This is a genomic window from Amycolatopsis balhimycina FH 1894 (assembly GCF_000384295.1).
Lineage (GTDB): Bacteria > Actinomycetota > Actinomycetes > Mycobacteriales > Pseudonocardiaceae > Amycolatopsis > Amycolatopsis balhimycina.
In genome coordinates this window covers 2313397-2335932 of sequence record NZ_KB913037.1, presented here as the reverse complement: position 1 = coordinate 2335932, position 22536 = coordinate 2313397, and the positions used below count along the sequence as shown (strand labels likewise).

Genomic DNA, 22536 nt, shown 5'->3' with positions numbered 1-22536 from the left:
TAGTGTTGTGATGAAACTAACTGCGTGCTGACGATGACGTTCACCGAAGGCAACGACGAACCGGCGGGTCCCGGCGTGGTCCACCTGGCGGCCGCCGGCACCAGCCTCCTGCTCGACGCGACCGGCGACCGCCTGCCTCGCATCGTGTACTGGGGCGCCGATCTCGGACAGCCCACCGAAGCCGAGCTGGGGGACTTGGTGCGCGCGGCCCGGCCGCCGGTCGTCTCCAACAGCATCGACGACCCGCTCCCCGTCGGCGTCCTGGCCGAAGCAGCCACCGGCTGGTCGGGAACACCCGGCATCGCCGGCAGCCGCGCCGGTCGCGCGTTCTCCCCGCTGTTCACGAAGACCGCGGTGGACCTGACGGCGGACGGCACCCTGATCACGGCCGCGCAGGACGCTGCCGCCGGACTGGCTCTCGAGCTGCGCGTGGCGCTCTCGCCGTCGGGGGTGGTGCGGCTGGGCGCGACGGTGACGAACATCGGTGAGGACGCCTACGGCCTCGACGCGCTGACCCTCAACCTGCCGGTCCCGACGACCGCACTCGAACTGCTCGACTTCTCCGGGCGGCACCTGCGGGAGCGCGCCCCACAACGGCATCCGTTCACGTTGGGCTCCTACGTGCGCAGCGGACGCCGCGGCCGGACCGGCCTCGACGCGACCCTGCTCATGCTCGCCGGTGAGCCCGGCTTCGGCTTCCGCCGCGGCGAGGTCTGGGGCGTGCACACGGCCTGGAGCGGGAACCACACCACCTACGCCGAGCGCGACGCCGCGGGCACCGCGATCCTCGCCGGCGGCGAGATCCTGCTTCCCGGCGAGATGATCCTCTCTCCGGGCGAGTCCTACGCCTGTCCAACGCTGCTGGGTTCCCACGGCGATGGCATGGACGCTCTGTCGGGGCGGTTCCACGCGGACCTGCGGAGCCGGCTCGAGCACCCCGGTTCACCGCGGCCGATCGCCCTCAACACCTGGGAGGCGGTCTACTTCGACCACGATCCGGCGAAACTGCGCGAGCTCGCTGAGCTGGCCGCGCAGGTCGGCGCGGAACGGTTCACACTCGACGACGGCTGGTTCCGCGGCCGCCGGGCCGACAACGCGGGGTTGGGTGACTGGTTCGTCGACGAACAGGTGTGGCCGGACGGCCTGCGCCCGATCGCCGACCACGTCCGCTCGCTCGGCATGCAGTTCGGGCTCTGGGTCGAACCCGAGATGATCAACCCGGACTCCGACCTCGCCCGCACGCACCCGGAATGGATCCTCCGGCCGGACGCGCGGCTCCCGCCGGAGGCGCGGCACCAGCAGGTGCTGGACATCTCCCGGCCGGACGCCTATGCCTACGTGCTGGAACGCCTGGACGCACTGGTCACCGAGAACGGCGTCGGCTACCTCAAGTGGGACCACAACCGCGATCTTGTCGACGCCGGGCACACCGCGAGCGGCACGGCCGGAGTGCACGACCAGACCCGAGCACTCTACCGGCTGCTGGACGAGCTCCGCGCGAAGCACCCGGGCCTCGAGATCGAGTCCTGTTCGTCGGGCGGTGGGCGCGCCGATCTCGAGATCCTCGCCCGGACGGAACGGATCTGGGCCAGCGACTGCCTGGACGCGCTCGAGCGGCAGCACATCCAGCGCTGGACCGGTTTGCTCCTACCCCCGGAAATGCTCGGCTCGCACGTCGGCGCGCCGACGGCGCACACCACCGGCCGCACGCACACCCTCGACTTCCGCGCCGGCACTGCGTTCTTCGGTCACTTCGGCATGGAGTGGGACCTGACGTCGGCGAGCGAGACCGAACTCGCCGAACTCACGGCCTGGATCGCGCTGCACAAGCAGTTCCGGCCGCTCCTGCACAGTGGCACCGTCGTCCGCGGCGATCACCCGGACCCGGCGCACTGGCTCCACGGCGTCGTCGCCCAGGATCGCGCCGAAGCGCTCTTCGCGTTCGTCGCCCTGCAGACCGGCGCCTGGGCCCCGCCCGGACGCGTCCGGCTGCCCATGCTGGACGCCGGAACCCGGTACACCGTGCGGTTCCTGTCCGCCGTCGAGCGGCCGCGACGGCACGGGCTGCCCGCGTTCCCGGGCTGGGCGGACCGGCCGCTGACGTTGTCCGGCGCCGCACTGGCCACGGCCGGCTTCCAGGCACCCGCGCTGCAGCCGGAACAGCTGCAGCTGATCCACGTGATCGCCGAGCACTGAGGAGGCGGAGGTGAAGTTCCTGCCGGCCCGGGAAACGCGCGCCGCCTGGCTGTTCGTCGCGCCCGCCGCGGTGGGCCTGCTCGCCTTCACCCTCGTCCCCGCGGCGCGCGGGCTCTTCTACAGTTTCACCGACTTCAGCGTTTTCCAGCCCGGGAAGTTCGTCGGGGCCGGCAACTACCGGCAGCTCGCCGCCGACCCGGTCTTCTGGAACGCCCTGTGGGTCACCCTCGAGTACGTCGTGATCAACATCGGCGTGCAGACCGTCCTCGCGCTGGGGATCGCGGTGCTCATGCACCGGCTGACGCGGTCCATGGTGATCCGTGGCTTGATCCTCACGCCGTACCTGGTGGCGAACGTGATCGTCGCCCTCGTCTGGTTCTGGATCCTCGACTACCAGCTCGGCATCGGGAACCAGGTACTGGACTGGCTGGGCCTGTCGCGGATGGCGTTCTTCGGCGACCAGGCGCTGGCCATCCCGACGATTGCGCTGGTCAACGTCTGGCGGCACCTGGGCTACACCGCCCTGCTCATCTTCGCCGGGCTGCAGACGATCCCCAAGACCGTTTACGAGGCCGCGGCGATCGACGGGGCAACCGAGGCGAAGATGTTCTGGCGCGTCACGCTCCCGCTGCTGCGCCCGGTGCTGGCACTGGTCCTCGTCGTCAGTGTGGTCGGCTCGTTCCAGACGTTCGACACCGTCGCCGTCACCACCCAGGGCGGTCCGGTCAACTCGACCCGCGTCCTCTACTACTACATCTACGAACTCGCCTTCGGCCGGTTCAAGTTCGGCTACGCCTCGGCCGTGTCGGTCGTGCTGTTCGTCGTCCTCGCCGTGGTGAGCCTCCTGCAACTGCGGCTCACCCGGGCCGGCCAGTCGGACCTGGCGTGAGGAGCGAGCCATGACCACGGTGCTGCCGCGGGCTTCCGTCGCGGCCCCCGACGCGTCGACGCCGGTGCGCAGGCCGCGCGGGATCGGCCGGACGATCGCGTGGGCCGTCCTCGGCCTGGTCCTGCTGGTGACGTTGTTCCCCTTCTACTGGATGCTGCGGACGTCGTTCTCGAGCAACGGCGCCCTGGCGGCCAACAGCGGCAACCTGCTCCCGGCCGACTTCAGCCTGGGCGGCTGGAAACGGGTCCTCGGGCTGGCCACACCCGCCGAGGCCCGAGCCGACGGCGGCTCGGGTGCTTCGCTGCACTTCTGGCTCTACCTCCGCAACTCCGTGATCGTCGCGACCTCCACCACGGTGTTCCAGACGTTCTTCAGCGCCATGGCGGCCTACGCGTTCGCCCGGTTGCGGTGGCCGGGGCGCAATGCCGTGTTCTTCCTCTTCCTCTCCGCCATGATGGTGCCGCCGATCTTCACCATCCTGCCGAACTTCGTCCTCATGCGGGACCTGGGGCTGTTGAACACCTTCCTCGGCATCGTCCTGCCGACGCTGCTGATGGCGCCGTTCGCGGTGTTCTTCCTGCGCCAGTTCTTCCTCGCGATCCCGCGGGAGCTCGAAGAAGCCGCGATCCTCGACGGCGCGGGCCGCCCCCGCATCTTCTTCCGGCTCATCCTCCCGATGAGCTCCGCCCCACTGTCCACATTGGCCATTCTCACGTACATCACCTCCTGGAACGACTACTTCTGGCCGCTGCTGGTCGGCAAGGCCGACGACGTGCGCGTGCTCACGGTCGCGCTCGGCGTGTTCCGGTCCCAGACGCCCCAGGGAAATCCGGACTGGGCCGGCCTCATGGCGGCGACCCTGGTCTCCGCCCTTCCCATCCTCGTGCTCTTCGCCCTGCTCGGCAGACGCGTCATCAGCTCGATCGGCTCGACCGGGCTGAAGTAGCCCGGCGGAAAGGAACCCCCGATGAAGTGGCAACGAAGCCGGTTCGTCGCCGCCGCCGCGGCGAGCGCCCTGGTCCTGGCCGGCTGCTCGAGCACGGCGGGCAGCTCCGGAGACGTCACCCTGAACTACTGGATCTGGGATTCGGCGCAGCAGCCCGGGTACCAGAAGTGCGCGGATGCCTTCAGCAAAGCGAACCCGGGCATCGGGGTCAAGATCACCCAGTACGGGTGGGACGACTACTGGACCACGCTCACCGCGGGTCTGGTGTCCGGTGAAGGCCCGGATGTGTTCGTCTCGCACCTGAACCACTACCCGGAGCTGGCGAGCCAGAACCAGATCATGCCCATCGACGACGTCGTCGAGTCGAAGCAGGTGGACCTGTCGAGCTACCGCAAGGGCCTGGCCGACCTGTGGGTCGGCCAAGACGGCAAGCGCTACGGCCTTCCGAAGGACTACGACACCGTCGCGGTCTTTGCGAACCAGAAGATGCTCGACGACGCCGGGATCACGGCCCAGCAGTTGAATACGATGGCCTGGAATCCGCGGGACGGTGGGACGTTCGAGAAGACGATCGCGCACCTGACGGTCGACAAGAAGGGCGTCCGCGGCGACCAGCCCGGCTTCGACAAGGCGAACGTCGCGGTGTACGGCCTGGGCCTCAACGCTTCCGGCGGGGGGTTCGGGCAGACGGAATGGAGCCAGTACGCCTTCAGTGACGGCTGGACCCACTCCGACAAGAACCCGTGGGGCACCCGGTGGAACTACGGCGATCCGAAGTTCCTCGAGACGATCGGGTGGTTCCAGTCCTTGGCGAAGAAGGGGTACCTGCCGACGCTCCAGGTGGCCGGCGGCGGCAAGGTGGGGCGCCAGCCCGACAACTACGGCGCGGGCAAGTACGCGATGGTCACCGAGGGCAGCTGGAACACGAAGACCTATTTCCAGATGAAGGGCGTGAAGACGACGATCGCCCCGGTGCCGGCCGGCCCGAACGGTCAGCGCGCTTCGATGTTCAACGGGCTCGCGGACAACATCGCGGCCGGAACCCGGCACCCTGACGAAGCCAAGAAACTGGTGGCGTTCCTTGGCTCCAAAGCCTGCCAGGACCTGACCGCGGCCGAAGGGGTCGCCTTCCCCGCGGTGGAGTCCTCGGCACAGGTCTCGAAGGACGCCTTCGCCAAGCAGGGCATCGACACAGCGTCATTCCAGGTGCCGATCGACGAGAACAGTACGCACCTGGCCCCGGTGGCGCAGCACTGGACCGAGCTGCAGGCGGTGATGAACCCGGCGATGGACGCGATCATGAGCCTCACCGCCGAGCCGGACTCGCTCAAGGCGGCGAATCAGCAGGTCAACGCGCTGTTCGCGCAGTAGCCAACCGGTCGATAGCCTCGGCGATCGGGGTGTCTCCGGCGGTGACTTCGACGATGACCCGCCGGAGAGCGGGCTCGTGCAGGGCTGCATCGATGAATGCGGCGACGTCGTCTCGGTGGATGTCGCCGTATTCGATGGCGGGTCCGGCGGTGACGCGACCGGTGCCGGGTTCGTCGAGGAGGGTGCCGGGGCGGACGATGATCCAGTCCAGGTCGGTGTGGGTCAGGAACACCTCGGCGGTCTTCTTGACCTTGACGTAGTGCTCGAAGCCCTCGCTGGTGTCGTTGCCGCGCAACGCGTCCGGGAACACGGAGACGAGGACGAACCGGGATACTCCGGCCTGCGCGGCCGCGGTGGCGGCTTTTTCGAGGCCGTGGCCGTCGATCAGCGTGGTCTTGTCCATGCCGGTTCCGTGGGCGCCGGCGGAGAACACGACGGCGTCGTGGCCGCTGATCTTCTCCGCGAGCTGGTCCACGGTGTCCTCGATGAGATCGCCGCTGAGCGGGCGGGCGCCGGTGTCGCGCACGGTTTCCGCCTGAGCGGGGTTGCGATGCATGCCGGTGACGGTGTCGCCGCGGGCGGTGAGGAGCCGGGCGAGGCGGTTTCCGATGCCTCCGGCGGCTCCGATGACGAACACGTTCATGATTGTTCTCCTGGGGTGTTCAGGCGGCGAAGACCTGGGAGTCGTCGGCGAAGGCCTTGAACTCCAGGGCATTGCCGGCCGGGTCGAGCAGGAACATCGTCCACTGTTCGCCGGTTTGCCCCTCGAAGCGGACGTAGGGCTCGATGACGAACTCGGTGTTCGCGGCGCGCAGCCGGTCGGCCAGTTCCTGGAACTGCGGCACGGTGAGGATCAGGCCGAAGTGGGGGACGGGCACGTCGTGTCCGTCGACCGGGTTGTGGATCCGCTCGGGCCGCGCCGGCGCGAGGTGGGTGACGAACTGGTGGCCGCGCAGGTTCCAGTCGATCCACGTCTCGGCGCTGCGGCCCTGGGCCAGGCCGAGCACGTCGCCGTAGAAGGTGCGGGCGGCGGCCAGGTCGTCGACGGGCATGGCGAGGTGGAAGCGGGGGATGGGTGAGTCGAGGACGGTCATTTTCGTGGTGGTCCCTTCCGGTGGCCTGGCTCTTGTCGTAATGTTAACATTGTGACAAGTGAGCGCAAGTGATCCGGGTGTGAGCCCCCGCACGGCCGGCGGCCGTGGGCGACGGTCATGCTGAAGGGGAACGTTGCGAGAGGGAGGACGGCGATGAGTGGACCGGGTGGGGTGGTACCCGCGCGTCGTCGGGGGTTGGCCGACGAGGTTGCCGATCGGGTCCGGGACGCCATCTTCGGTGGTGCTTACCCGCCTGGTGCGCAGTTGCGCGAAGTCGAGCTGTCGGCGGCGTTGGGTGTGAGCCGTGGTCCGGTCCGGGAGGCTCTGCTCCGGTTGGAACGTGAGGGTCTGGTTCGCAGTGAATGGCATCGTGGTGCGACGGTGACGACGTTGTCCGATGAGGACGTCGCCGAGCTCGACAGCCTGCGTGCGGCGCTGGAACAGCTCGCGGTCCGGCTGGTGATCGCCACCGCTACGGACGCCGAGTTGACGGCGATCGATCAGGTTGTGGAGCGGATGGAGCGGGCGCGGGACGAGCATGAGATGGTGGGCTGCGACATCGACTTCCACGACGCCGTCTACGCCGCATCGGGGCACCGGCGGCTGAACGAGGCGTGGCAGGCGATCCGGTCCCAGGTGTATTTGTTCCTGCTGACCCGCATCGGCGTCGAGTCCGAGGGCTACCTCACCTGCGTCCCGGCCGAACACCGGCAACTCTCCGACGCCCTGCGCGCCCGCGATCGGGACACCGCCCTCGATCTCTTCGCGGCCCACCGCGGCGAAGCTTTCGACGTTCTCATCGGACGCCGTAGGCAGCCGGCTAAGCCGTGATCGCGGCTTCGCGGAGGTCGAGGAGCCGGATGGATTTCTCCCGCATTTCGATCTTGCGGACCTTGCCGGTGACGGTCATCGGGAACTCGTCGACGACCAGGACGTACCGCGGGATCTTGTAGTGCGCGAGTTTCCCGGTGGCGAACGCGCGCAGGCTCTCGGCCGTCACCTCGCCGGCGCGATCGCGGAGCTTGACCCAGGCGCAGAGCTCTTCGCCGTATTTGACGTCGGGGACGCCGATGACCTGGGCGTCGACGATGTCGGGGTGGGTGTAGAGGAATTCCTCGATCTCGCGGGGGTAGATGTTCTCGCCGCCGCGGATGACCATGTCCTTGATCCGGCCGGTGATGTTGACGTACCCGTCTGCGTCCATGACTCCGAGGTCGCCGGTGTGCATCCAGCGTGCGGCGTCGATCACCTCGGCGGTCTTCTCCGGGTCGTTCCAGTAGCCGAGCATCACCGAGTAGCCGCGGGTGCACAGTTCGCCCGCTTCGCCGCGGGGCACGGTCAGGCCGGTGGCCGGGTCGACCAGCTTGACCTCCAGGTGCGGGTGCACTCGCCCGACGGTCGAGACGCGCAGTTCGAGCGAGTCGTCTACGCGGGTCTGGGTCGAGACGGGGCTGGTTTCGGTCATGCCGTAGCAGATGGTGACCTGCTCCATGCCCATCCGGGACACGACCTGCTTCATCACCTCGACCGGGCACGGTGACCCGGCCATGATCCCGGTGCGCAGGCTCGTCAGGTCGTAGTCCGCGAAGTCCGGGTGGTTGAGTTCGGCGATGAACATCGTCGGCACTCCGTAGAGCGACGTGCACCGCTCCCGCTCCACCGCGTCCAGAGTGGACTTCGAGTCGAAGCCCTGCGCCGGGATGACCATCGTGGCGCCGTGGGAGGTGCAGGCCAGGTTGCCCATCACCATGCCGAAGCAGTGGTAGAACGGCACCGGGATGCACACCCGGTCGTCGGCCGTGTAGCCGCAGAGTTCGCCGACGAAGTAGCCGTTGTTGAGGATGTTGTGGTGCGACAGCGTCGCGCCCTTGGGGAAGCCGGTCGTCCCGGAGGTGTACTGGATGTTGATCGGATCGTCCGGGGACAGCGCGGCCTGCGCCTTCGCCAGCCGGGCCGCGTCCCCGCGTCGACCGGCCGCCAGCAGCCCGTCCCACTCCGGCGTCCCGATCAGCACCACCGAACGCAGCTCTGCACAGTTCCCGCGGACCTCTTCGATCATCCCGGCGTAGTCGGAGGTCTTGAACTCGCGTGCCGACACCAGCACCGAGATCCCGGCCTGCTTCAGCACGTACTCGAGTTCGTGCGTCCGGTAGCTCGGGTTGATGGTGACCAGGATGGCGCCGATCTTCGCGGTCGCGTACTGCAGAAGCGTCCACTCGGCCGTGTTCGGCGCCCAGATGCCGACCCGGTCTCCCTTGGCGACTCCGGCCTCCAGCAGCCCCAGAGCGAGGGCGTCGACCTCGTCGCCCAGCTGCGCGTAGGTCCACCGCCGTCCCGTCGGCACCTCGACCAGGGCCTCGCGATCCGGGTCCGCGGCGACCGTGCGGTCGAAGTTGTCCCCGATGGTGTCGCCGAGCAAGGGCACGTCGGAAGTGCCGGAGGCGTAACTGCCGTTCACGCCTGACCTTCCGCGGAAGCCGGGATCACGGGGAGCACGATGCGGGAGAGCCGCGCCGCGTCGTGGGCGATTTCCTGGTGGGCGGCTTGCGATCGCAGGCCGTCCCCGGTGTTGAGGTTGCGGTCCCATCGGGGGAAGTTGCTGGAAGTGACCTGCACGCGGATGCGGTGCCCGGCGCGGAACACGTAGCTGGTGGACCACAGGTCGACGACCTGCTCGGTGAACTCACCCGGCGTCGCCACCGCGCGCACGATCCCGTCGGCGATGTTCCGCGACACGCCCTGGGTGTCGACGTCGCAGAGGCGGACGACCCAGTCGGTCGTCGGGGCGTCGGTCGCGGCGGTGAGGTGGGCCCGGACGCGGCCGGTGACTTCGAGGTCCTCGGCGAGCGGGTCGCTCGTGTAGGCCAGGACGTCCGGTCGGGCTTCGACCTCGGCCTGGTCGAAGGGACCGGCCGGGAATTCGTTCGACATCAGCAGTGCGCCGCCGGTGGTCGGTACCGGGTCGGCGGGGTCGTAGACGAACGCGTCGGTCCCTTCCCCGGCGTCCGGGGCTTCGAAGGCGAGGTGGTTGCCCGCGCGCAGGAACAGGCCGGTGTCGACGGCGCGGGCGAGTGGCCACTCCTGCTCCTCGCGCCACTGGTTGATCCCCATGACGAACAGCAGGACCGGCGGCAGCTCCGGCTGCGGTGACTCCGCGTCGTCCGGTGCGAGCCACTGGCGGAGCCAGCGGAGTTCGACGTCGGCGAACCGGCCGCGGAAGCCGAGGAGTTCGGTGCTCGCGGCCAGCCCGAAGTTGACGTCGCCCAGGTACCCCAGGGTCCCGGTGTGGGACCAGGGGCCCATGATCAGGTTCGCCGTCCGGCCGGCCGCGTGCATTGCCGTGTAGTTGTCGAGGGTGCCCTGGCAGAAGATGTCGTACCAGCCGCCGGAATGCAGGCTCGGCAGGTCCACTTCCGCCTGTCGCCCGGCGACGCGGCAGTTCGCGCTCCACTCGGGTTCCCGGCGGGAGCGTTCGAAGCCGAGTTCCGGGATGCCGTGCCGTTCGAAGACGGGGTGGCGGCCGGCGGGCAGCTCCCAATACGTGCTGTTCGCGACCGCGTCGGTGTCGCCGACCAGGGCCATGAGTGCCTGTCCCTGGGCCATCGGGTCGTCGGCGTGCCGGCGCAGCAGCGTGTCGATGCCCTGCATGAGCGACCAGGGCACGGTGATCCCGAGTTCCTGCGCCCCGCCGCGGGCGAAGAGCCCGTCGTCGGGCTCGGCCCAGGTGACCATCGGCGAGATCGCCTTCAGCTCCGGCGGCTTGGCGAGCGCGGCCATCCACTGGGTGTTGCCGAGGTAGCTGGGCCCGTACATCCCGACCGATCCGTTCGACCCGGGGAGCGCGGCGGCCCAGCGGACGGTGTCGTAGCCGTCGTCCGTCTCGTGCGTCCACGGCTCCCACTCGCCGTCGGAGGCGAAGCGGCCCCTGGTGTCCTGGACGACGACGATGAAGCCACGCCGCGCCTTGCCGACCGGGTCCATCACGGCGGCGAGCAACGACTGGTTCTTGCCATAGGGCAGCCGGGCCAGCAGCACCGGCCACGGCCCCTCGGCCGAGGGCCGGTACACGTCGGCCCGCAGCACGACGCCGTCGCGCATGGTGGCCGGCACGTCGTGTTCGATCGTCACGTCAAGCACTGGTGGCCTCGTTCCTCGCACCGATGAGAGCGACCGGACCCTGACAGACCCGGCGCCACCCCGGCACACCCGAACGGGTGTAGCGACCCGTGACAGGGCCGGTGGGGGAAGTGTTTGATGTGGACATGCGGGCGCACCCCCTCCTCGAGCTCGGGGAGCAGTACGCGGACCTGCTCGCGGCGCTGGATCGTGGCGAGGCGCTGCGTCGCGCCTTGGCGCTGCTCGCCGACGGTTCGGAGGTCGCGTGGACGGCCTGTCCGGACGCGGACGGCGTGCTGACGCTCGAACAGGTCACCGGCGACTGGACCGGCGTGCTCCGCGCCCTCCAGGTGCCGCCCAACACGGGCCTGACCGGCAAGGTGTTCCAGGCCGGGCGCGCGGAGTGGGTGGACGACTACTTCGGCAGCCAGGAAATCACCCACGACTTCGACCGGCACATGGCAGGAGAAAAGGTGCGGCGCGTGCTGGCCGTCCCGCTGCTGCGCGACGGGGAAGCCCTGGGTGTCCTCGCCCTCGGCCCGCGGGAGGACGGGACGTTCGGCGACCGCGACATCGACCACGCCTCGGCGGTCGCGGCCCAGGCCGCGCTGGCGGTTTCGGTGGCCGAACGCGCTCGCCTGAGCCGGGAGATCGCGGTCCACGAGGAGCGCCGGCGGATGGCGGCGGACCTGCACGACAGCGTCGGAGCGTTGTTGTTCGCCATCGGGTCCGGCATGGCCGACCTCGCCGAGGTCACGAAGACGGACCCCGAACTGCGTGCCCGGCTCGAGCGGCTGCAGACGCAGGCCGCGGAAGCGACCACCGCGCTGCGCGATTCGTTGCGCACGCTGCGCTCGTCGCCGGCCGCGCTCGCGCTCGGGGTCGCCCTGCGCGCCGACTGCGCGGCTTTCGCCGACCGCACCGGCCTGCCCGCGGAACTCGTCATCCTCGACGAAGACCCGCCCGAACTCGCCCCGTCCCGATCGGACGTCCTGCTCACCGCGGTCCGCGAAGCTCTGCTGAACGTCGAAAAACACGCCCACGCCGGCGCCGTCACGGTCTCGGTGCAGCGACGCGATCCCTGGCTGACGATCGCGGTGCACGACGACGGTGTCGGTCTCGGCCCGGGCCACACACCGGGGCTCGGCCTCACCAGCACCGGCGAAGCGCTGGCCCGGCTGGGCGGTTCGGTGCGGGTGGTGTCCGATCCGGACGGTGGCACGATCTGGCGGGCACGGCTGCCGTGCTGACCCGCATCGTGATCGTGGACGACCACCCGGTGGTCCACGACGGCGTGGCCGCCCAGCTGCAGCGCTACCCCGACATGGTCGTCGTCGGCCGCGCGGGCACCGGCGCCGCCGCGGTCACTGTCTGCGCCGAGGAACGACCCGACGTCGTGCTGCTCGACCTGCGGCTGCCCGACTGCCTCGCCGCCGACGTCGTGCCCGAACTGCACCGGGTCAGCCCGGAGAGCCGCATCCTGCTGTTCACCGCGTTCCCTGAACACGCCGCCGTGGCGCCGACCCTGGCCGCCGGCGCCTGCGGCATCCTGGTGAAACACGCGGGCAGCACGGCCATCCGGGACGCGATCCGCAGCGTCGCCCGCACCGGTGCCTTCCACGACGGCACGCCCGCCTCCGTCACCACGCCGGTCACCGCTCGCGAGTACGACGTACTTCGGCTCGTCGCGGCCGGGCACACCAACCCCGAGATCGGCACCGAGCTGAACCTGTCGATCAACACCGTCAAGACCTACCTGCGCACGGTGATGCACAAACTCGCCGCCCGCAACCGGGCCCAGCTCATCGCCAACGCCCGCGGCCAAGGCCTGCTCTGACCGGAGCCCGGTCCGGCCTCCCGCAATTCGCAGAAGCGATCGCAACGCGTCTCCGACCGGGGACTATTCGCCCGACACAGGGCTGTAGTCGACTGGCGGGCAGGGAGCGGAGGTAGGAAAATCCCCGGGTGATCGACCGGGATGAAATCGACGCCACCAGCGAGCTCCTGGGGGTGCATGCGGCCGACGTGCAGCGCGACTACCTGTACGGGTGGCTGCTGGCTGGCCTGCATGGCGATGACCCGCTCACGAGCGACCGGCTCGTCCTCAAGGGCGGCAACGCGTTCCGCTAGGGGTACTTCGCCGATACCCGGTTCTCTGGTGACCTCGACTTCGCTGCTCCGACGGGGCTATAAGCCGACCGGTTTCTCGAAGCGTTGAACAACGCGCGCCGGATGATCCAGGCACCGCCCACTGCACGTCGTCAGGTCATGCCGCCTCACTGCCGCTACCGGAGACCTCTTCAGCTATCGATCACCGACACGCCACAACATCGACGCTCTACGAAACACGACCTAGTGGCGCAGGTGTCTGCCGACGAGAGCGGGGCCGATGACGCCGCAGTCTGGCTCCGTGAAACGCCAGCGGGCTCAGGAGCGACTAATGATCACCAGATCGACGCGGCCGGGAGGTGCTGATGGACGCAGCAGCCGCAGCGCTGTTGGGTGCGGCCATCGGGCTGACCGGCACCGTGGTCGCGCCGATGGTCACCGCCTATCAGGGCAAGCGAGCGAAAAGTCAGGACCTCATGCGGGAGGCCTACGCGCGTGGGTTTTCGTGCCTGGCGAAAATACCGCGTTGCGAGACAGTCGAGGACCATCGGAAGCTCCGCGACAAGATGCTCGACGCATTGGCGCATATCGAGATCGTCGGCACGAAGGCGACCAGCGATCTGTACAGCAACGTCGTCGATGCGTATGAGGCTTGGAAGATCAAGACTACGGCAGCGAACACCGACTTCGCCGCGAGCGCGAAGAAATTCGAGGCCTCGGCGCGGTCGGACATCGACTCGAACGACGCCATGGGCACCTCGACGCCGCTGCTGGTGACCCGGGTGGTCGTCGCCGTCCTGATGCTGACGATCTACTGGTGGGCGCGCTTCCCGGTGGCCATCCAGACGCCGAATCGGGTGCTGGGAGCGTTGGAACTGGGCGCCGTCATCCTGGCATCGCTGTTCGGCACCTACCTTGTTGCCGATGCGGTGATCAAGCTCGTGAAACTTTTACGTCGCGGCTGATCTCCGCTATTTCACTTGGTGCGGAAGTAGTCGCTGGAGACGGACACGAGTGATCGACCGGCACCGGCCCGCGCAACCGACCTTCGTACCCCGGTTAAGCCGCAAGGCAGTACGACATAGGGCGCACCACACGCCGACGCCGGCGTGTGGGAGGGCCGTTCTCTCCGGGGCAAAATGGGGCTGGCAGGACGGCCACCCGGCCTGGCGGCAGCCACGTTGGCTTGAGTGGTCACATTGCTTGCCCACGGCTGGGCCGCGCCGCGGTGCGAGCCGATCCGCCGCAGGCTCCGCGCCCGGCGCTCCAAGACCGTCGGCTACGACCTGCGTATGCGGCGCGGCCGACCCCGCCCCGATGTGCGGAGTGTGAGCCGACCAGGCTCAGAACCGGATGGTAACCGTCATTCGCCTTCGCAGATGCCCTCGACGGCGACCTTTCGGTACAGGTGCGGGTAGGCGAGGGTGCCGTCCGGGTACTGCTCGGTGTGCTTGGCGAATTCCGGCGTGGTGAACGCGGCCCGCAGGGCTGCGGGGGACTTCCAGACCGCAACGTTCGTGAACAGCCGGCTGCCGCCGATGCCGTGGTACAGCTGCACCGCGAGGAGGTTCCCCGTGTCCTTCATGTACTGAGCGTCGGCCGCCCATGCGGCCAGGACTTCGTCGGTCTTGCCTTCGGGTGCGACGAACGTGTTGATGATGGTGACCGATCCGGTCTGCACGTCGTGCTGGCCGACGAACGGGGTGGAGTCGTCGAGGTTCTTGAGGGTGAGCATGGTTCCTCCATCGGTATGCGGGGACGTTGTGGTGCGGCGGCGGCCGGCCCCGTTTGCTACGGGATGAGGACCACTTTCCCGCCCGCGTGGACGGTTTCGCTCAGCTCGTGGGCCAGGGCGGCGTCGGCCAGTGCGAAGGTCGCGGCGATGCGGACGCTGAGCGCGTCGTCCGCGACGAGCTGGGCGTACTCGGCGAGCTGCGCTCCGAACCGCCGGCTTTCGCCGGAGAACACGATGCCCAGGTCGAAGGCGCGCAGGTCGGTGATCGTCACGATCCGGTCGGTGCTGCCGCGCAGCTCGATCGACACGTCGAGGGCGTCCTGCCCGGCGGCGTCGAAGACCGCGTCGATGCCGTGCGGTGCGAGGGCCCGGACCCGGTCGGCGAGGCCGTCGCCGTAGGTGACCGGGTACGCGCCGAGCGAGCGCAGGTAGTCGTGGTTGCGCGGCGACGCGGTGCCGAGGACGGTGACGCCGCGGGCCACCGCGAGCTGGACGCCGAACGCGCCGACCGGGCCGGCCGCGCCGTGGACCAGCAGTGTCTCCCCGTCTGCCGCCATGAGGGTGTCGAGCACGCGGTCCGCGGTCTCCAGGGCCACCGGCAGCGCGGCGGCGGTCTCCCAGCCGAGGCCGGCCGGCTTGCGGGCGAAGTCGTCGGCCAGTGCGTACTCGGCGTAGGAGCCGGTCACGGTCGGGGCCAGTACCTCGTCGCCCACCTCGACGCCGGTGACGCCCGGCCCGACCTCGTCGACCACGCCGGCCGCTTCCACGCCGGGGATCGCCGGCAGGGACGCGGGCGCCATGTCCGGCATCCAGCCCCGGCGGATCTTGTAGTCCACCGGGTTGACGCCGGCGGCCACGACCTTCAGCCGCACCTGACCGGGCCCGGCGTGCGGCTCCTCGATGTCCTCCAGCCGTAGGACCTCCGGGCCGCCGTACTCCCCGTAAACGATTGCCTTCATTTCGCACTCCCTCGATCCGGTGATGACTCCAGTTTGGACACCGACCGGCTCCACCCTGGCCATCCGTTCGGCCAGTTCGACCTGGCCGGAAGAACAGGCGGACCGTGCGCCGCGCCGTCTACGCTCGACCCCATGGACCTGATGTCGGCTGTCGAGGTGATCCGGGCGCCGCTGAGCGAGACCCAGGCGCTGCTGTCCGCCTCGTTCGCCGAGGCGATTCCCCACCGGACGCTTTCCCAGCTGGCCGCCAACTGTCCCTTCGCGCCGTTCAAGACCCACGGCGTGTCGCCCGGCGCGCCGGGGTCGTCCGTCACGACCGCCGACCTCGCCGCGATCCGGCCGCTGATGCCCGCACGAGGCACCTGGCAGGGCCGGGCCACTATGGCGGGCGTCGAGGTGCCGGTGCTGGCCCTGGCCAGCGACGCCGCCGAGCAGGGTGCGCTGCTGGTCCTCGTACTGACCGAGGACACCCCGGTGCCGGAGGAGCACCAGGTGGCCGCCCTGGCGCTGTGGGACATGGTGACCGCCCATCGGGAGGGCCTGCGGAACGAGGCCGTGCCCGAATGGCTGGCCTTGTCACGGGCGGCCGCGGCGGCCCGCGCACTGGCCATCTCCGACCTCGGCGACGCGCACGGGGCCGCGCTGACCGCCCTGCTCGGCGTCCTGCGGGACCGTTCGCTGGACGACGGGGACGCCCGGACCCGCGCCGTCGACCTCGCCGTCACCGCGCTGGACGCGCTGCGTTCCCGGGCTGAACTGGACCATGCGATGGCCGAGGAGCGGGTCGGCGAGGCGTTCGACCGGCTGGCCAAGTCGCTGAGCCGCGTCCTGCGCCCCCGCGGCGTGCAGCTCGAACTGGGTACGCCCGGCGCGGAGGAAGGCGTGGACCGGGTACTGCCCGCCGACGTCGCCGCCACGGCCCGCGCGGTGGTCCGGGCCGTCGTGCACACGATGCTGGACGACCAGCGGCAGGTGCGGCGGATCCATGTCGGCTGGAAGATCGATGCGGCCGAACTGCGCGCCACCGTGCGGGACGACGGCCCCGGCGCGCTGTCCCGAGGTGCTCTCGACGCGCGCCGGGTCGGGGAACGACTGGGCCCTCTGGGCGGACGGCTGGAGGTGGACTCGGTGCCGGGCTGGGGTACGGCGGTGACGGTCGGCGTCCCGCTCGGACCGCCGGACACCCCGCGCGAGGACCCGCTGACGGTGCTGGGCGCGCGGGAGCTGGAGGTACTCGGTCAGCTGGCGCTCGGCCGGCGCAACCGGGACATCGCCCGCGAATTGCACATCAGCGAATCCACCGTGAAGTTCCACGTGGCGAACATCCTCGACAAGCTCGGCGTCGGCTCTCGCGGCGAGGCGGCCGCTTTGGCGCACGAGTGGGGCGCGACCGCACTTCGCACGTAACGCCGGTTATCCGGATCTGGCAGCCGGATAGCCACTTCTCGCAGAATATTGGCGGGGGCCGTTGATCGCGCCCTAACGTGGGCGGCGCGCCGTCGCGAATGGTGAGATCGCCGGCGAAGCTATCGAGGAGCAGAGATGACGACATCCCCGGCGACCGTGATCGAGGCGCCGGCAGCGATTCCCGCGACGATGCACGCCGTACGGTTGTACGAGTACGGCGGTCCGGAGGTGCTTCGGTACGAGGAGGTCCCCACACCGTCGCCGGGTCCGGGGGAGATTCTGATCCGGATGCGGGCGATGGCGGTCAACGGCTGGGACATCCGGTGGCGGTCCGGTCACGCTCCCCAGGTGCCCGGGCGGCCCGCTCCCTCGCTCCCGTTCCAGCTGGGCCGTGAGGGTGCGGGTGAGATCGTGGCGCTCGGCGAAGGTGTGTCGGACCGGGCTGTCGGCGAGCGGGTGGTGCTCCTGGCCGCTCCGGCGTGCGGGCGGTGCGTGTATTGCGACCGCGGTGACGGAGGGCTCTGCATCGGAGTCGAGTTACCCGGTCACACCCGTTTCGGGTGCAACGCCGAGTACGTGACCGCGCAGTCCGGCGACGTCCTGGTGGTCCCCGCGGACGGGCCGGCCTTCACGGAGCTGGCCCCGATCCTCTGGGCCTACGCCACCGCGCAGCACATGGTGAAACTGGCCCGGACCGGCGTCGGCGACGTCGTCGTGGTGACGGCCGCGGCGAGCTCCGTGGGCGTCGCCGCGATGCAGCTCGCGCGCCTCGCCGGGGCGAATCTCGTGATCGGGCTGACCCGCTCCGCGGACAAGCACGACGAAATCCGGGCGGCGGGGGCCGACATCGTGCTCGACCATCGCAATCCGGACGCGGTCGAGCGGATCCGCGCGTTCTGCGGTGGCCGCATCGGAGCCGATGTCGTGCTCGACGCCTACGGCTCGGAGGAGCTCGTCCGGTTCGCCATCCGCGCCACCGACCTCGGCGGCCGGATCGTGCTCGCGGCGACCCCCGCGGCCGACGTGCTGACCGACACGACCGCGCTTCCCCTCGGTCTCGTCTTCACCAAGCACCTGTCCATTCTGGGATCGCGGGGTTACAGCCGCGGGGACCAGCGGCAGGTCCTCGACCTCGCGGTGCGGGGCAAGATCTCGATGCCGGTCGCGAAGACGTTCCCCTTCGACCAGATCGCCGCAGCTCACGAAGCCCAGGCCGAGGCCAAGCACGTCGGGAAGATCGTGCTGACCGTCTGAAGTGATGCTAAATTCCCACGAGCGTCAGATCAGTGATACATGTTTGGGCGGGAGGCACGGATGCGGGCACGGTCGTTGGTGTTCGACCTGTTCGGCGACTACCTGCGCTACCGCGGCGGTGCGGTGCGCCTGCGCGCGCTGGTCGCCCTGCTCGGGTGCTTCGACGTCCCGGAGCCGACCACGCGCGTCGCCGTCGCCCGGCTGCGCAAGGAAGGCTGGCTCGCGGCGGAGCGGCAGGGGCGGGAGACGGTGTACTCGCTCACCGACATGGCGTGGGAGATGCTCGACGAAGGGCGGGAGCGCATCTTCGGCCGCGCCACCGCACCCTGGGACGGGATCTGGCACACGGTGATCTACCAGGTCCCGGAGTCCGACCGGGCGGTGCGTGAACAGCTGCGCAAGAAGCTGGCCTGGCTGGGGTTCGGGCCGCTGGCGCCTGCCGTGTGGGTGAGCCCGCACGCCCGCGGCGGCCAGGTCCGGGCCGCGTTCGACGACGAGCCGTCGGTGAAGCTCGACCTGCTGCAGTCCCGTTCGGAGGGGGCCGACGCCGACCGCGACATCGCCGCGCGGGCGTGGGATCTGCCGGAACTCGACCGGGCGTACGTCGATTTCTTGGAGGCGTACCGGCCGCGGCTGCCGCGCTACCGCGACGGAGACCTGCGGGGAGCGGAGTCGCTCGTCGAGCGGATGACGCTGATCCACGACTACCGCCGGTTCCCGTTCCGCGACCCGGATCTGCCGTACGAGCTGCTCCCGGCCGGCTGGCGCGGCCGCGCGGCCCACGAGGTTTTCCTCGAGGCGCACAGCCTGCTGCGCGGTCCGGCCGAGGCGTGCGTGGACGCTCTGCTGGAGCCCGCGGCTGCGTCCGCGGTGAGCTGACCCGGCAAGGACGGCGTTCAGCCGGGCTTCGATGTCGGCACAATACGTGTCAAAATACGGACGACCGTCATACAGTTGTTGTAATGTTGACGAGGAGGAGCGAGCAGCATGACCTCGACCGAGATCACCCCGGAGGAGAAGGAACAGCTCGAAGAGCTGTACGCCGGCTTCGCCGCGGCGCACATGACTCCACTGTGGACGCAGATCGGCGACCTGATGCCGTCGTCCCCGCGGCCGGCCGCGGTTCCGGCGCTGTGGCGCTGGTCGACCCTGCTCCCGCTCGCCGAGCGCGCGGGCGAGCTCGTCCCGGTCGGCCGGGGCGGCGAGCGCCGCGCCATCGCGCTGGCCAACCCCGGCCTGCCCGGAACCCCGTACGCCACCCCGACGTTGTGGGCGGCGATCCAGTACCTGGGCCCGCGCGAAGAGGCCCCGGCGCACCGGCACACGCAGACGGCGTTCCGGTTCGTCGTCGATGGCGAGGGCGTCTGGACCAATGTGGAGGGCGACCCGGTCGCGATGCGCCGCGGCGACCTGCTGCTCACCCCGGGCATGCACTTCCACGAGCACCACAACACCACCGATCACCCGATGGCGTGGCTGGACGGTCTCGACATCCCGCTGGTGCGCCAGCTCGACGGCGGGTTCTTCGAGTTCGGGCCGGATGAGCTGGGCACCCGGGAGACACCGGTGACCTCCCGCAACGAACGCCTCTGGGGCCACCCGGGCCTGACGCCGGTCGGCGCGCCCGCGACACCGGCGTCCCCGCTCAAGGCGTACCGCTGGGAACACACCGACGCCGCCTTGCGCGCCCAGCTGGAACTGGAGCAGGAGGGGCAGCCGGGCGTCGTCGAACCCGGGCATGCCGTCGTGCGCTTCACCAACCCCGCCACCGCGGGCGACTGCCTGGCGACCATCCGCTGCGAGATGCACCGGCTGCGGCCGGGGGCGCATACCGCAACGACCCGCACGGCGGGCTCGTCGGTCTGGCAGGTCTTCGAAGGCACCGGCTCGGTTTCCGTCGGGGACGAGACCTACGACGTCGCCGACGGTGACGTGTTCGCGGTCCCGTCGTGGGCGCCGCTGACGATCCGCACGGACGCGGGCCTGGACGCCTTCCGCTTCTCCGACGAGCCCGTGTTCGAAGCACTGGGCCTGACCCGCACTTCCTTAGAGGACGCTTCCCGAGAGGACGCTCAAGCATGAAGCTCGCCACCATCCGCACGGCCGCGGGCACGGCCGCGGTCCGCGTCGACCAGCACGACGCCGTCGAACTGGGCGCACCCGACGTCGGCACCTTCCTCGCCGACCCGGGCTGGCGCGACCGCGCGGCCACGGCCGACGGCCCGCGGCACCCGTTGTCCTCTTTGGAGTACGCGACCCTGGTCCCCAAGCCCGAGAAGGTGTTCTGCGTCGGGCTGAACTACCGCACCCACATCCTCGAGATGGGGCGGGAACTCCCGGAGTACCCGACGCTGTTCGCCAAGTTCGCCCGCGCGCTCGTCGGCGCGTCCGACCCCATCGTCGCGCCCGCGGGCTCGCCCAAGGTGGACTGGGAAGCCGAACTCGGCGTCGTCATCGGCACCCAGGTCCGGCACGCCACCCCGGAGCAGGCGGCCGCCGCGATCGCCGGATACACCGTCGTCAACGACATCACCGCCCGCGATTTCCAGAACCGCACGGTGGAATGGCTGCAGGGCAAGACGTTCGAGCGCAGCACCCCGGTCGGGCCGTGGCTGGTGACCGACACGGTTCCGGGCGAGATCTCGTGCGAGGTCGACGGCGACGTCGTCCAGAAGGCCGACACCAGCGATCTCGTCTTCAGCCCGGCCGAGCTGATCGCCTACATCTCGCAGATCATCACGCTGGTGCCGGGCGACCTGATCGCCACCGGGACGCCCGGGGGAGTGGGCCACGCCCGCAAACCGCCGCGGTACCTGGCGGCGGGCTCGACCGTCGTCACGCGGGTCGAGGGCGTCGGCGAGCTCCGCAACGTCGTGGTCCGGGAGGACTGATGCGCGTCGCCGTCGCGGGAGGCGGCCCCGGCGGGCTGTTCTTCGCCACCCTGCTCCGCCGGGCCGACCCGTCGATCGAGGTCACGGTCTTCGAACGCAACCGCGCCGACGACACCTTCGGGTTCGGCGTCGTGTTCTCCGACCGCACCCTCGCCGGGATCCACGACGCCGACCCGGTCCTGCGCGAGGCCCTCGCCGAGCACGGCAGGCACTGGGACGACATCGAGGTCCGGCTCAAGGGCGAGCGGCTCCGCTGCGGCGGCAACGGCATGGCCGCCATCGCCCGGCGGACGCTGCTGGCGCTGATGCAGGCCCGCGCCCGCGGCGTCGGCGCCCAGTTGCGGTTTTCGACCGAGGTCACCCTCGACGACCTCGCCGGCTACGACCTCGTGGTCGCCGCGGACGGCACCGGCTCGAAGATCCGCGGGCAGCTCGAAGCCTCACTGGGCGTGGAGGTGGAGACGGCGACGGCGAAGTTCATCTGGTTCGGCACCGACTACCGGTTCGACGGCTTGACCTTCGTCCACGAGCGCAGCCCGGACGGGGTGTTCGCCGTGCACGGCTACCCGATCTCCGACGAGGCGTCGACGTTCATCGTCGAGACCGACGAGGCGTCCTGGCGCCGTGCCGGGCTGGACGAGTTCGACGTCACCCAGCCGCCCGGCCCGAGCGACCCGGTCAGCAAGGACTACCTGGAGAAGCTGTTCGCCGAGCAGATCGACGGGAAACGGTTGCTGACCAACAACTCCCGCTGGGGCAACTTCCGCACCCGACGCACAAGCCGCTGGCACACCCTGGTGCCGCGGCCGGTCGCCTTCCTCGGCGACGCCGTGCACACTGCGCACTTCTCGGTCGGCTCCGGCACGAAGATGGCGATGGAGGACGCGGTCGCGCTGGCGAATGCACTCGCTCGTGGCGGCGACCTCGGTGCCGCGCTGGCCGCCTACGAAGCGGCCGCGCAGCCGTCGGTCCGTCGCATCCAGGACTCCGCCCGGCCGAGCCTGGCCTGGTGGGAGCACTTCGGCCGCTACCACGACGAGTTCGAGCCGTGGCAGTTCGCGTACCACTTCCTGTCCCGCAGCATCACCGATGCGCGGCTCGCCCGCCGGGACCCGGGTTTCGTGGCCGCCGGCCACCACGGCTGGGTCGATGTGCACGGCGCGGAGCCCCTGGAGACACCGTTCTCGCGGCGCGGCTGGGCTACCGGTGGCCGGATAGTCCGGATCTCCGGCTCAGCGGTGCTGGGGACGGGGGAGCCGCTGCCCCTGGCGACCGGCTTCGGTACTCGGGGTGCCTTGGTCGCCGCGCCGGACGACGAATCCGGCCTCCCGGCCGTGTTCGCGACGCTGGCCGAGCTGGCCCGCGACGAGAGCGTGGTGCTCGCGGCGGTGCACGGTGGAACGCCGCTGACGCGGACGTTGGTCTGCGAACAAGCCCGCATGGCGGAAGGCCTGCCGGCTCTACTGATCGAGCCGGACGCCGACCAGGACCGGGCAGTGACCGCGATCCTGTCCGGCCGCGCCGATCTCGTGGGGAGTCCGGCGTGACAACCGCCGCCCGAGCCCGGGC

General features: G+C 70.1%; 21 protein-coding genes. 15 read left to right on the top strand and 6 right to left on the bottom strand.

What is annotated here, in order from left to right; translation table 11 throughout:
* Positions 1–33 precede the first annotated feature (33 nt).
* From A3CE_RS0109815 to A3CE_RS0109800, 4 genes are read left to right on the top strand one after another with little or no spacing between them, the layout of a single operon-like run.
* The gene (locus tag A3CE_RS0109815; protein WP_051183889.1) at positions 34–2196 is read left to right on the top strand and encodes an alpha-galactosidase; all 2163 of its coding nucleotides are present in this window, start codon (positions 34–36) and stop codon (positions 2194–2196) included.
* 10 nt (positions 2197–2206) lie between these two features.
* Positions 2207–3085, top strand: a complete 879-nt coding sequence (locus A3CE_RS0109810; RefSeq protein WP_020639905.1) for a carbohydrate ABC transporter permease — start codon at positions 2207–2209, stop codon at positions 3083–3085.
* 10 nt (positions 3086–3095) lie between these two features.
* Complete coding sequence (locus tag A3CE_RS0109805) at positions 3096–4031, top strand: carbohydrate ABC transporter permease (protein ID WP_020639904.1); 936 nt, start codon at positions 3096–3098, stop codon at positions 4029–4031.
* Between the two features lie 21 nt (positions 4032–4052).
* Complete coding sequence (locus A3CE_RS0109800; protein WP_020639903.1) at positions 4053–5402, top strand: ABC transporter substrate-binding protein; 1350 nt, start codon at positions 4053–4055, stop codon at positions 5400–5402.
* Here A3CE_RS0109800 and A3CE_RS0109795 read toward each other — a convergent pair.
* Positions 5380–6045 carry an NAD(P)H-binding protein gene (locus A3CE_RS0109795; protein WP_020639902.1) on the bottom strand — a complete coding sequence of 222 codons (666 nt, stop codon included), beginning with the start codon at positions 6043–6045 and terminating at the stop codon, positions 5380–5382. The two genes, A3CE_RS0109800 and A3CE_RS0109795, sit on opposite strands and share 23 nt — an antisense overlap.
* Positions 6046–6064: 19 nt before the next feature.
* Complete coding sequence (locus A3CE_RS0109790; protein WP_020639901.1) at positions 6065–6496, bottom strand: VOC family protein; 432 nt, start codon at positions 6494–6496, stop codon at positions 6065–6067.
* A 153-nt stretch (positions 6497–6649) separates the two neighbouring features.
* Here A3CE_RS0109790 and A3CE_RS0109785 point away from each other — a divergent pair, with 153 nt between their 5' ends.
* Positions 6650–7327 carry a GntR family transcriptional regulator gene (locus tag A3CE_RS0109785; RefSeq protein WP_026468325.1) on the top strand — a complete coding sequence of 226 codons (678 nt, stop codon included), beginning with the start codon at positions 6650–6652 and terminating at the stop codon, positions 7325–7327.
* Here A3CE_RS0109785 and A3CE_RS0109780 read toward each other — a convergent pair.
* Positions 7317–8954, bottom strand: coding sequence for an AMP-binding protein (locus tag A3CE_RS0109780; RefSeq protein ID WP_020639899.1), 1638 nt, complete (start codon positions 8952–8954; stop codon positions 7317–7319). The genes A3CE_RS0109785 and A3CE_RS0109780 overlap by 11 nt on opposite strands.
* Positions 8951–10624: a CocE/NonD family hydrolase gene (locus A3CE_RS0109775; protein ID WP_020639898.1), complete on the bottom strand. Its 1674-nt coding sequence runs from the start codon at positions 10622–10624 to the stop codon at positions 8951–8953. The genes A3CE_RS0109780 and A3CE_RS0109775 overlap by 4 nt, the downstream gene beginning before the upstream one ends.
* 134 nt (positions 10625–10758) lie before the next feature.
* Here A3CE_RS0109775 and A3CE_RS0109770 point away from each other — a divergent pair, with 134 nt between their 5' ends.
* The 4 genes from A3CE_RS0109770 to A3CE_RS0109755 all read left to right on the top strand — a co-directional run bounded on the left by A3CE_RS0109770 (position 10759) and on the right by A3CE_RS0109755 (position 13686).
* Positions 10759–11862, top strand: coding sequence for a GAF domain-containing sensor histidine kinase (locus A3CE_RS0109770; protein ID WP_245589475.1), 1104 nt, complete (start codon positions 10759–10761; stop codon positions 11860–11862).
* Entirely contained in the window at positions 11856–12449 is a 594-nt protein-coding gene (locus tag A3CE_RS0109765; RefSeq protein WP_020639896.1) for a response regulator transcription factor, read from the top strand. The genes A3CE_RS0109770 and A3CE_RS0109765 overlap by 7 nt, the downstream gene beginning before the upstream one ends.
* A gap of 128 nt (positions 12450–12577) precedes the next feature.
* Positions 12578–12742, top strand: coding sequence for a hypothetical protein (locus tag A3CE_RS56375; protein ID WP_020639895.1), 165 nt, complete (start codon positions 12578–12580; stop codon positions 12740–12742).
* A 344-nt stretch (positions 12743–13086) separates the two neighbouring features.
* Entirely contained in the window at positions 13087–13686 is a 600-nt protein-coding gene (locus A3CE_RS0109755) for a hypothetical protein (protein WP_125591748.1), read from the top strand.
* 398 nt (positions 13687–14084) lie between these two features.
* On the opposite strand, the gene A3CE_RS0109750 is transcribed toward A3CE_RS0109755, so the two are convergent.
* Both A3CE_RS0109750 and A3CE_RS0109745 read right to left on the bottom strand, forming a co-directional pair.
* Positions 14085–14456, bottom strand: a complete 372-nt coding sequence (locus tag A3CE_RS0109750; protein ID WP_020639893.1) for an antibiotic biosynthesis monooxygenase family protein — start codon at positions 14454–14456, stop codon at positions 14085–14087.
* Between the two features lie 56 nt (positions 14457–14512).
* Positions 14513–15415, bottom strand: coding sequence for an NADP-dependent oxidoreductase (locus A3CE_RS0109745; protein WP_020639892.1), 903 nt, complete (start codon positions 15413–15415; stop codon positions 14513–14515).
* 132 nt (positions 15416–15547) lie between these two features.
* Here A3CE_RS0109745 and A3CE_RS59250 point away from each other — a divergent pair, with 132 nt between their 5' ends.
* From A3CE_RS59250 to A3CE_RS0109715, 6 genes are all read left to right on the top strand, one after another.
* Entirely contained in the window at positions 15548–16822 is a 1275-nt protein-coding gene (locus A3CE_RS59250; RefSeq protein ID WP_020639891.1) for a helix-turn-helix transcriptional regulator, read from the top strand.
* 135 nt (positions 16823–16957) lie between these two features.
* Positions 16958–18076, top strand: coding sequence for a zinc-binding dehydrogenase (locus tag A3CE_RS0109735; protein WP_020639890.1), 1119 nt, complete (start codon positions 16958–16960; stop codon positions 18074–18076).
* 60 nt (positions 18077–18136) lie between these two features.
* A complete protein-coding gene (locus A3CE_RS0109730) occupies positions 18137–18955 on the top strand; it encodes a PaaX family transcriptional regulator (protein ID WP_020639889.1) in 819 nt (272 codons plus the stop codon).
* A 108-nt stretch (positions 18956–19063) separates the two neighbouring features.
* The gene (locus A3CE_RS0109725; protein WP_020639888.1) at positions 19064–20158 is read left to right on the top strand and encodes a cupin domain-containing protein; all 1095 of its coding nucleotides are present in this window, start codon (positions 19064–19066) and stop codon (positions 20156–20158) included.
* Positions 20155–20967, top strand: coding sequence for a fumarylacetoacetate hydrolase family protein (locus tag A3CE_RS0109720; protein WP_020639887.1), 813 nt, complete (start codon positions 20155–20157; stop codon positions 20965–20967). Before A3CE_RS0109725 ends, A3CE_RS0109720 begins: the two co-directional genes overlap by 4 nt.
* Positions 20967–22514: an FAD-dependent monooxygenase gene (locus A3CE_RS0109715; protein WP_020639886.1), complete on the top strand. Its 1548-nt coding sequence runs from the start codon at positions 20967–20969 to the stop codon at positions 22512–22514. Before A3CE_RS0109720 ends, A3CE_RS0109715 begins: the two co-directional genes overlap by 1 nt.
* Positions 22515–22536 lie beyond the last annotated feature (22 nt).

Bases quoted from the DNA above. Each gene is read 5' to 3' on its own strand.
- A3CE_RS0109785 (WP_026468325.1), top strand. From the start codon at position 6,650: ATGAGTGGACCGGGTGGGGTGGTACCCGCGCGTCGTCGGGGGTTGGCC.
- A3CE_RS0109770 (WP_245589475.1), top strand. From the start codon at position 10,759: ATGCGGGCGCACCCCCTCCTCGAGCTCGGGGAGCAGTACGCGGACCTG.
- A3CE_RS0109800 (WP_020639903.1), top strand. From the start codon at position 4,053: ATGAAGTGGCAACGAAGCCGGTTCGTCGCCGCCGCCGCGGCGAGCGCC.
- A3CE_RS0109720 (WP_020639887.1), top strand. From the start codon at position 20,155: ATGAAGCTCGCCACCATCCGCACGGCCGCGGGCACGGCCGCGGTCCGC.
- A3CE_RS0109745 (WP_020639892.1), bottom strand. From the start codon at position 15,415: ATGAAGGCAATCGTTTACGGGGAGTACGGCGGCCCGGAGGTCCTACGG.
- A3CE_RS59250 (WP_020639891.1), top strand. From the start codon at position 15,548: ATGGACCTGATGTCGGCTGTCGAGGTGATCCGGGCGCCGCTGAGCGAG.
- A3CE_RS0109715 (WP_020639886.1), top strand. From the start codon at position 20,967: ATGCGCGTCGCCGTCGCGGGAGGCGGCCCCGGCGGGCTGTTCTTCGCC.
- A3CE_RS0109750 (WP_020639893.1), bottom strand. From the start codon at position 14,456: ATGCTCACCCTCAAGAACCTCGACGACTCCACCCCGTTCGTCGGCCAG.
- A3CE_RS0109795 (WP_020639902.1), bottom strand. From the start codon at position 6,045: ATGAACGTGTTCGTCATCGGAGCCGCCGGAGGCATCGGAAACCGCCTC.
- A3CE_RS0109725 (WP_020639888.1), top strand. From the start codon at position 19,064: ATGACCTCGACCGAGATCACCCCGGAGGAGAAGGAACAGCTCGAAGAG.
- A3CE_RS0109805 (WP_020639904.1), top strand. From the start codon at position 3,096: ATGACCACGGTGCTGCCGCGGGCTTCCGTCGCGGCCCCCGACGCGTCG.
- A3CE_RS0109735 (WP_020639890.1), top strand. From the start codon at position 16,958: ATGACGACATCCCCGGCGACCGTGATCGAGGCGCCGGCAGCGATTCCC.
- A3CE_RS0109815 (WP_051183889.1), top strand. From the start codon at position 34: ATGACGTTCACCGAAGGCAACGACGAACCGGCGGGTCCCGGCGTGGTC.
- A3CE_RS0109790 (WP_020639901.1), bottom strand. From the start codon at position 6,496: ATGACCGTCCTCGACTCACCCATCCCCCGCTTCCACCTCGCCATGCCC.
- A3CE_RS0109730 (WP_020639889.1), top strand. From the start codon at position 18,137: ATGCGGGCACGGTCGTTGGTGTTCGACCTGTTCGGCGACTACCTGCGC.
- A3CE_RS0109755 (WP_125591748.1), top strand. From the start codon at position 13,087: ATGGACGCAGCAGCCGCAGCGCTGTTGGGTGCGGCCATCGGGCTGACC.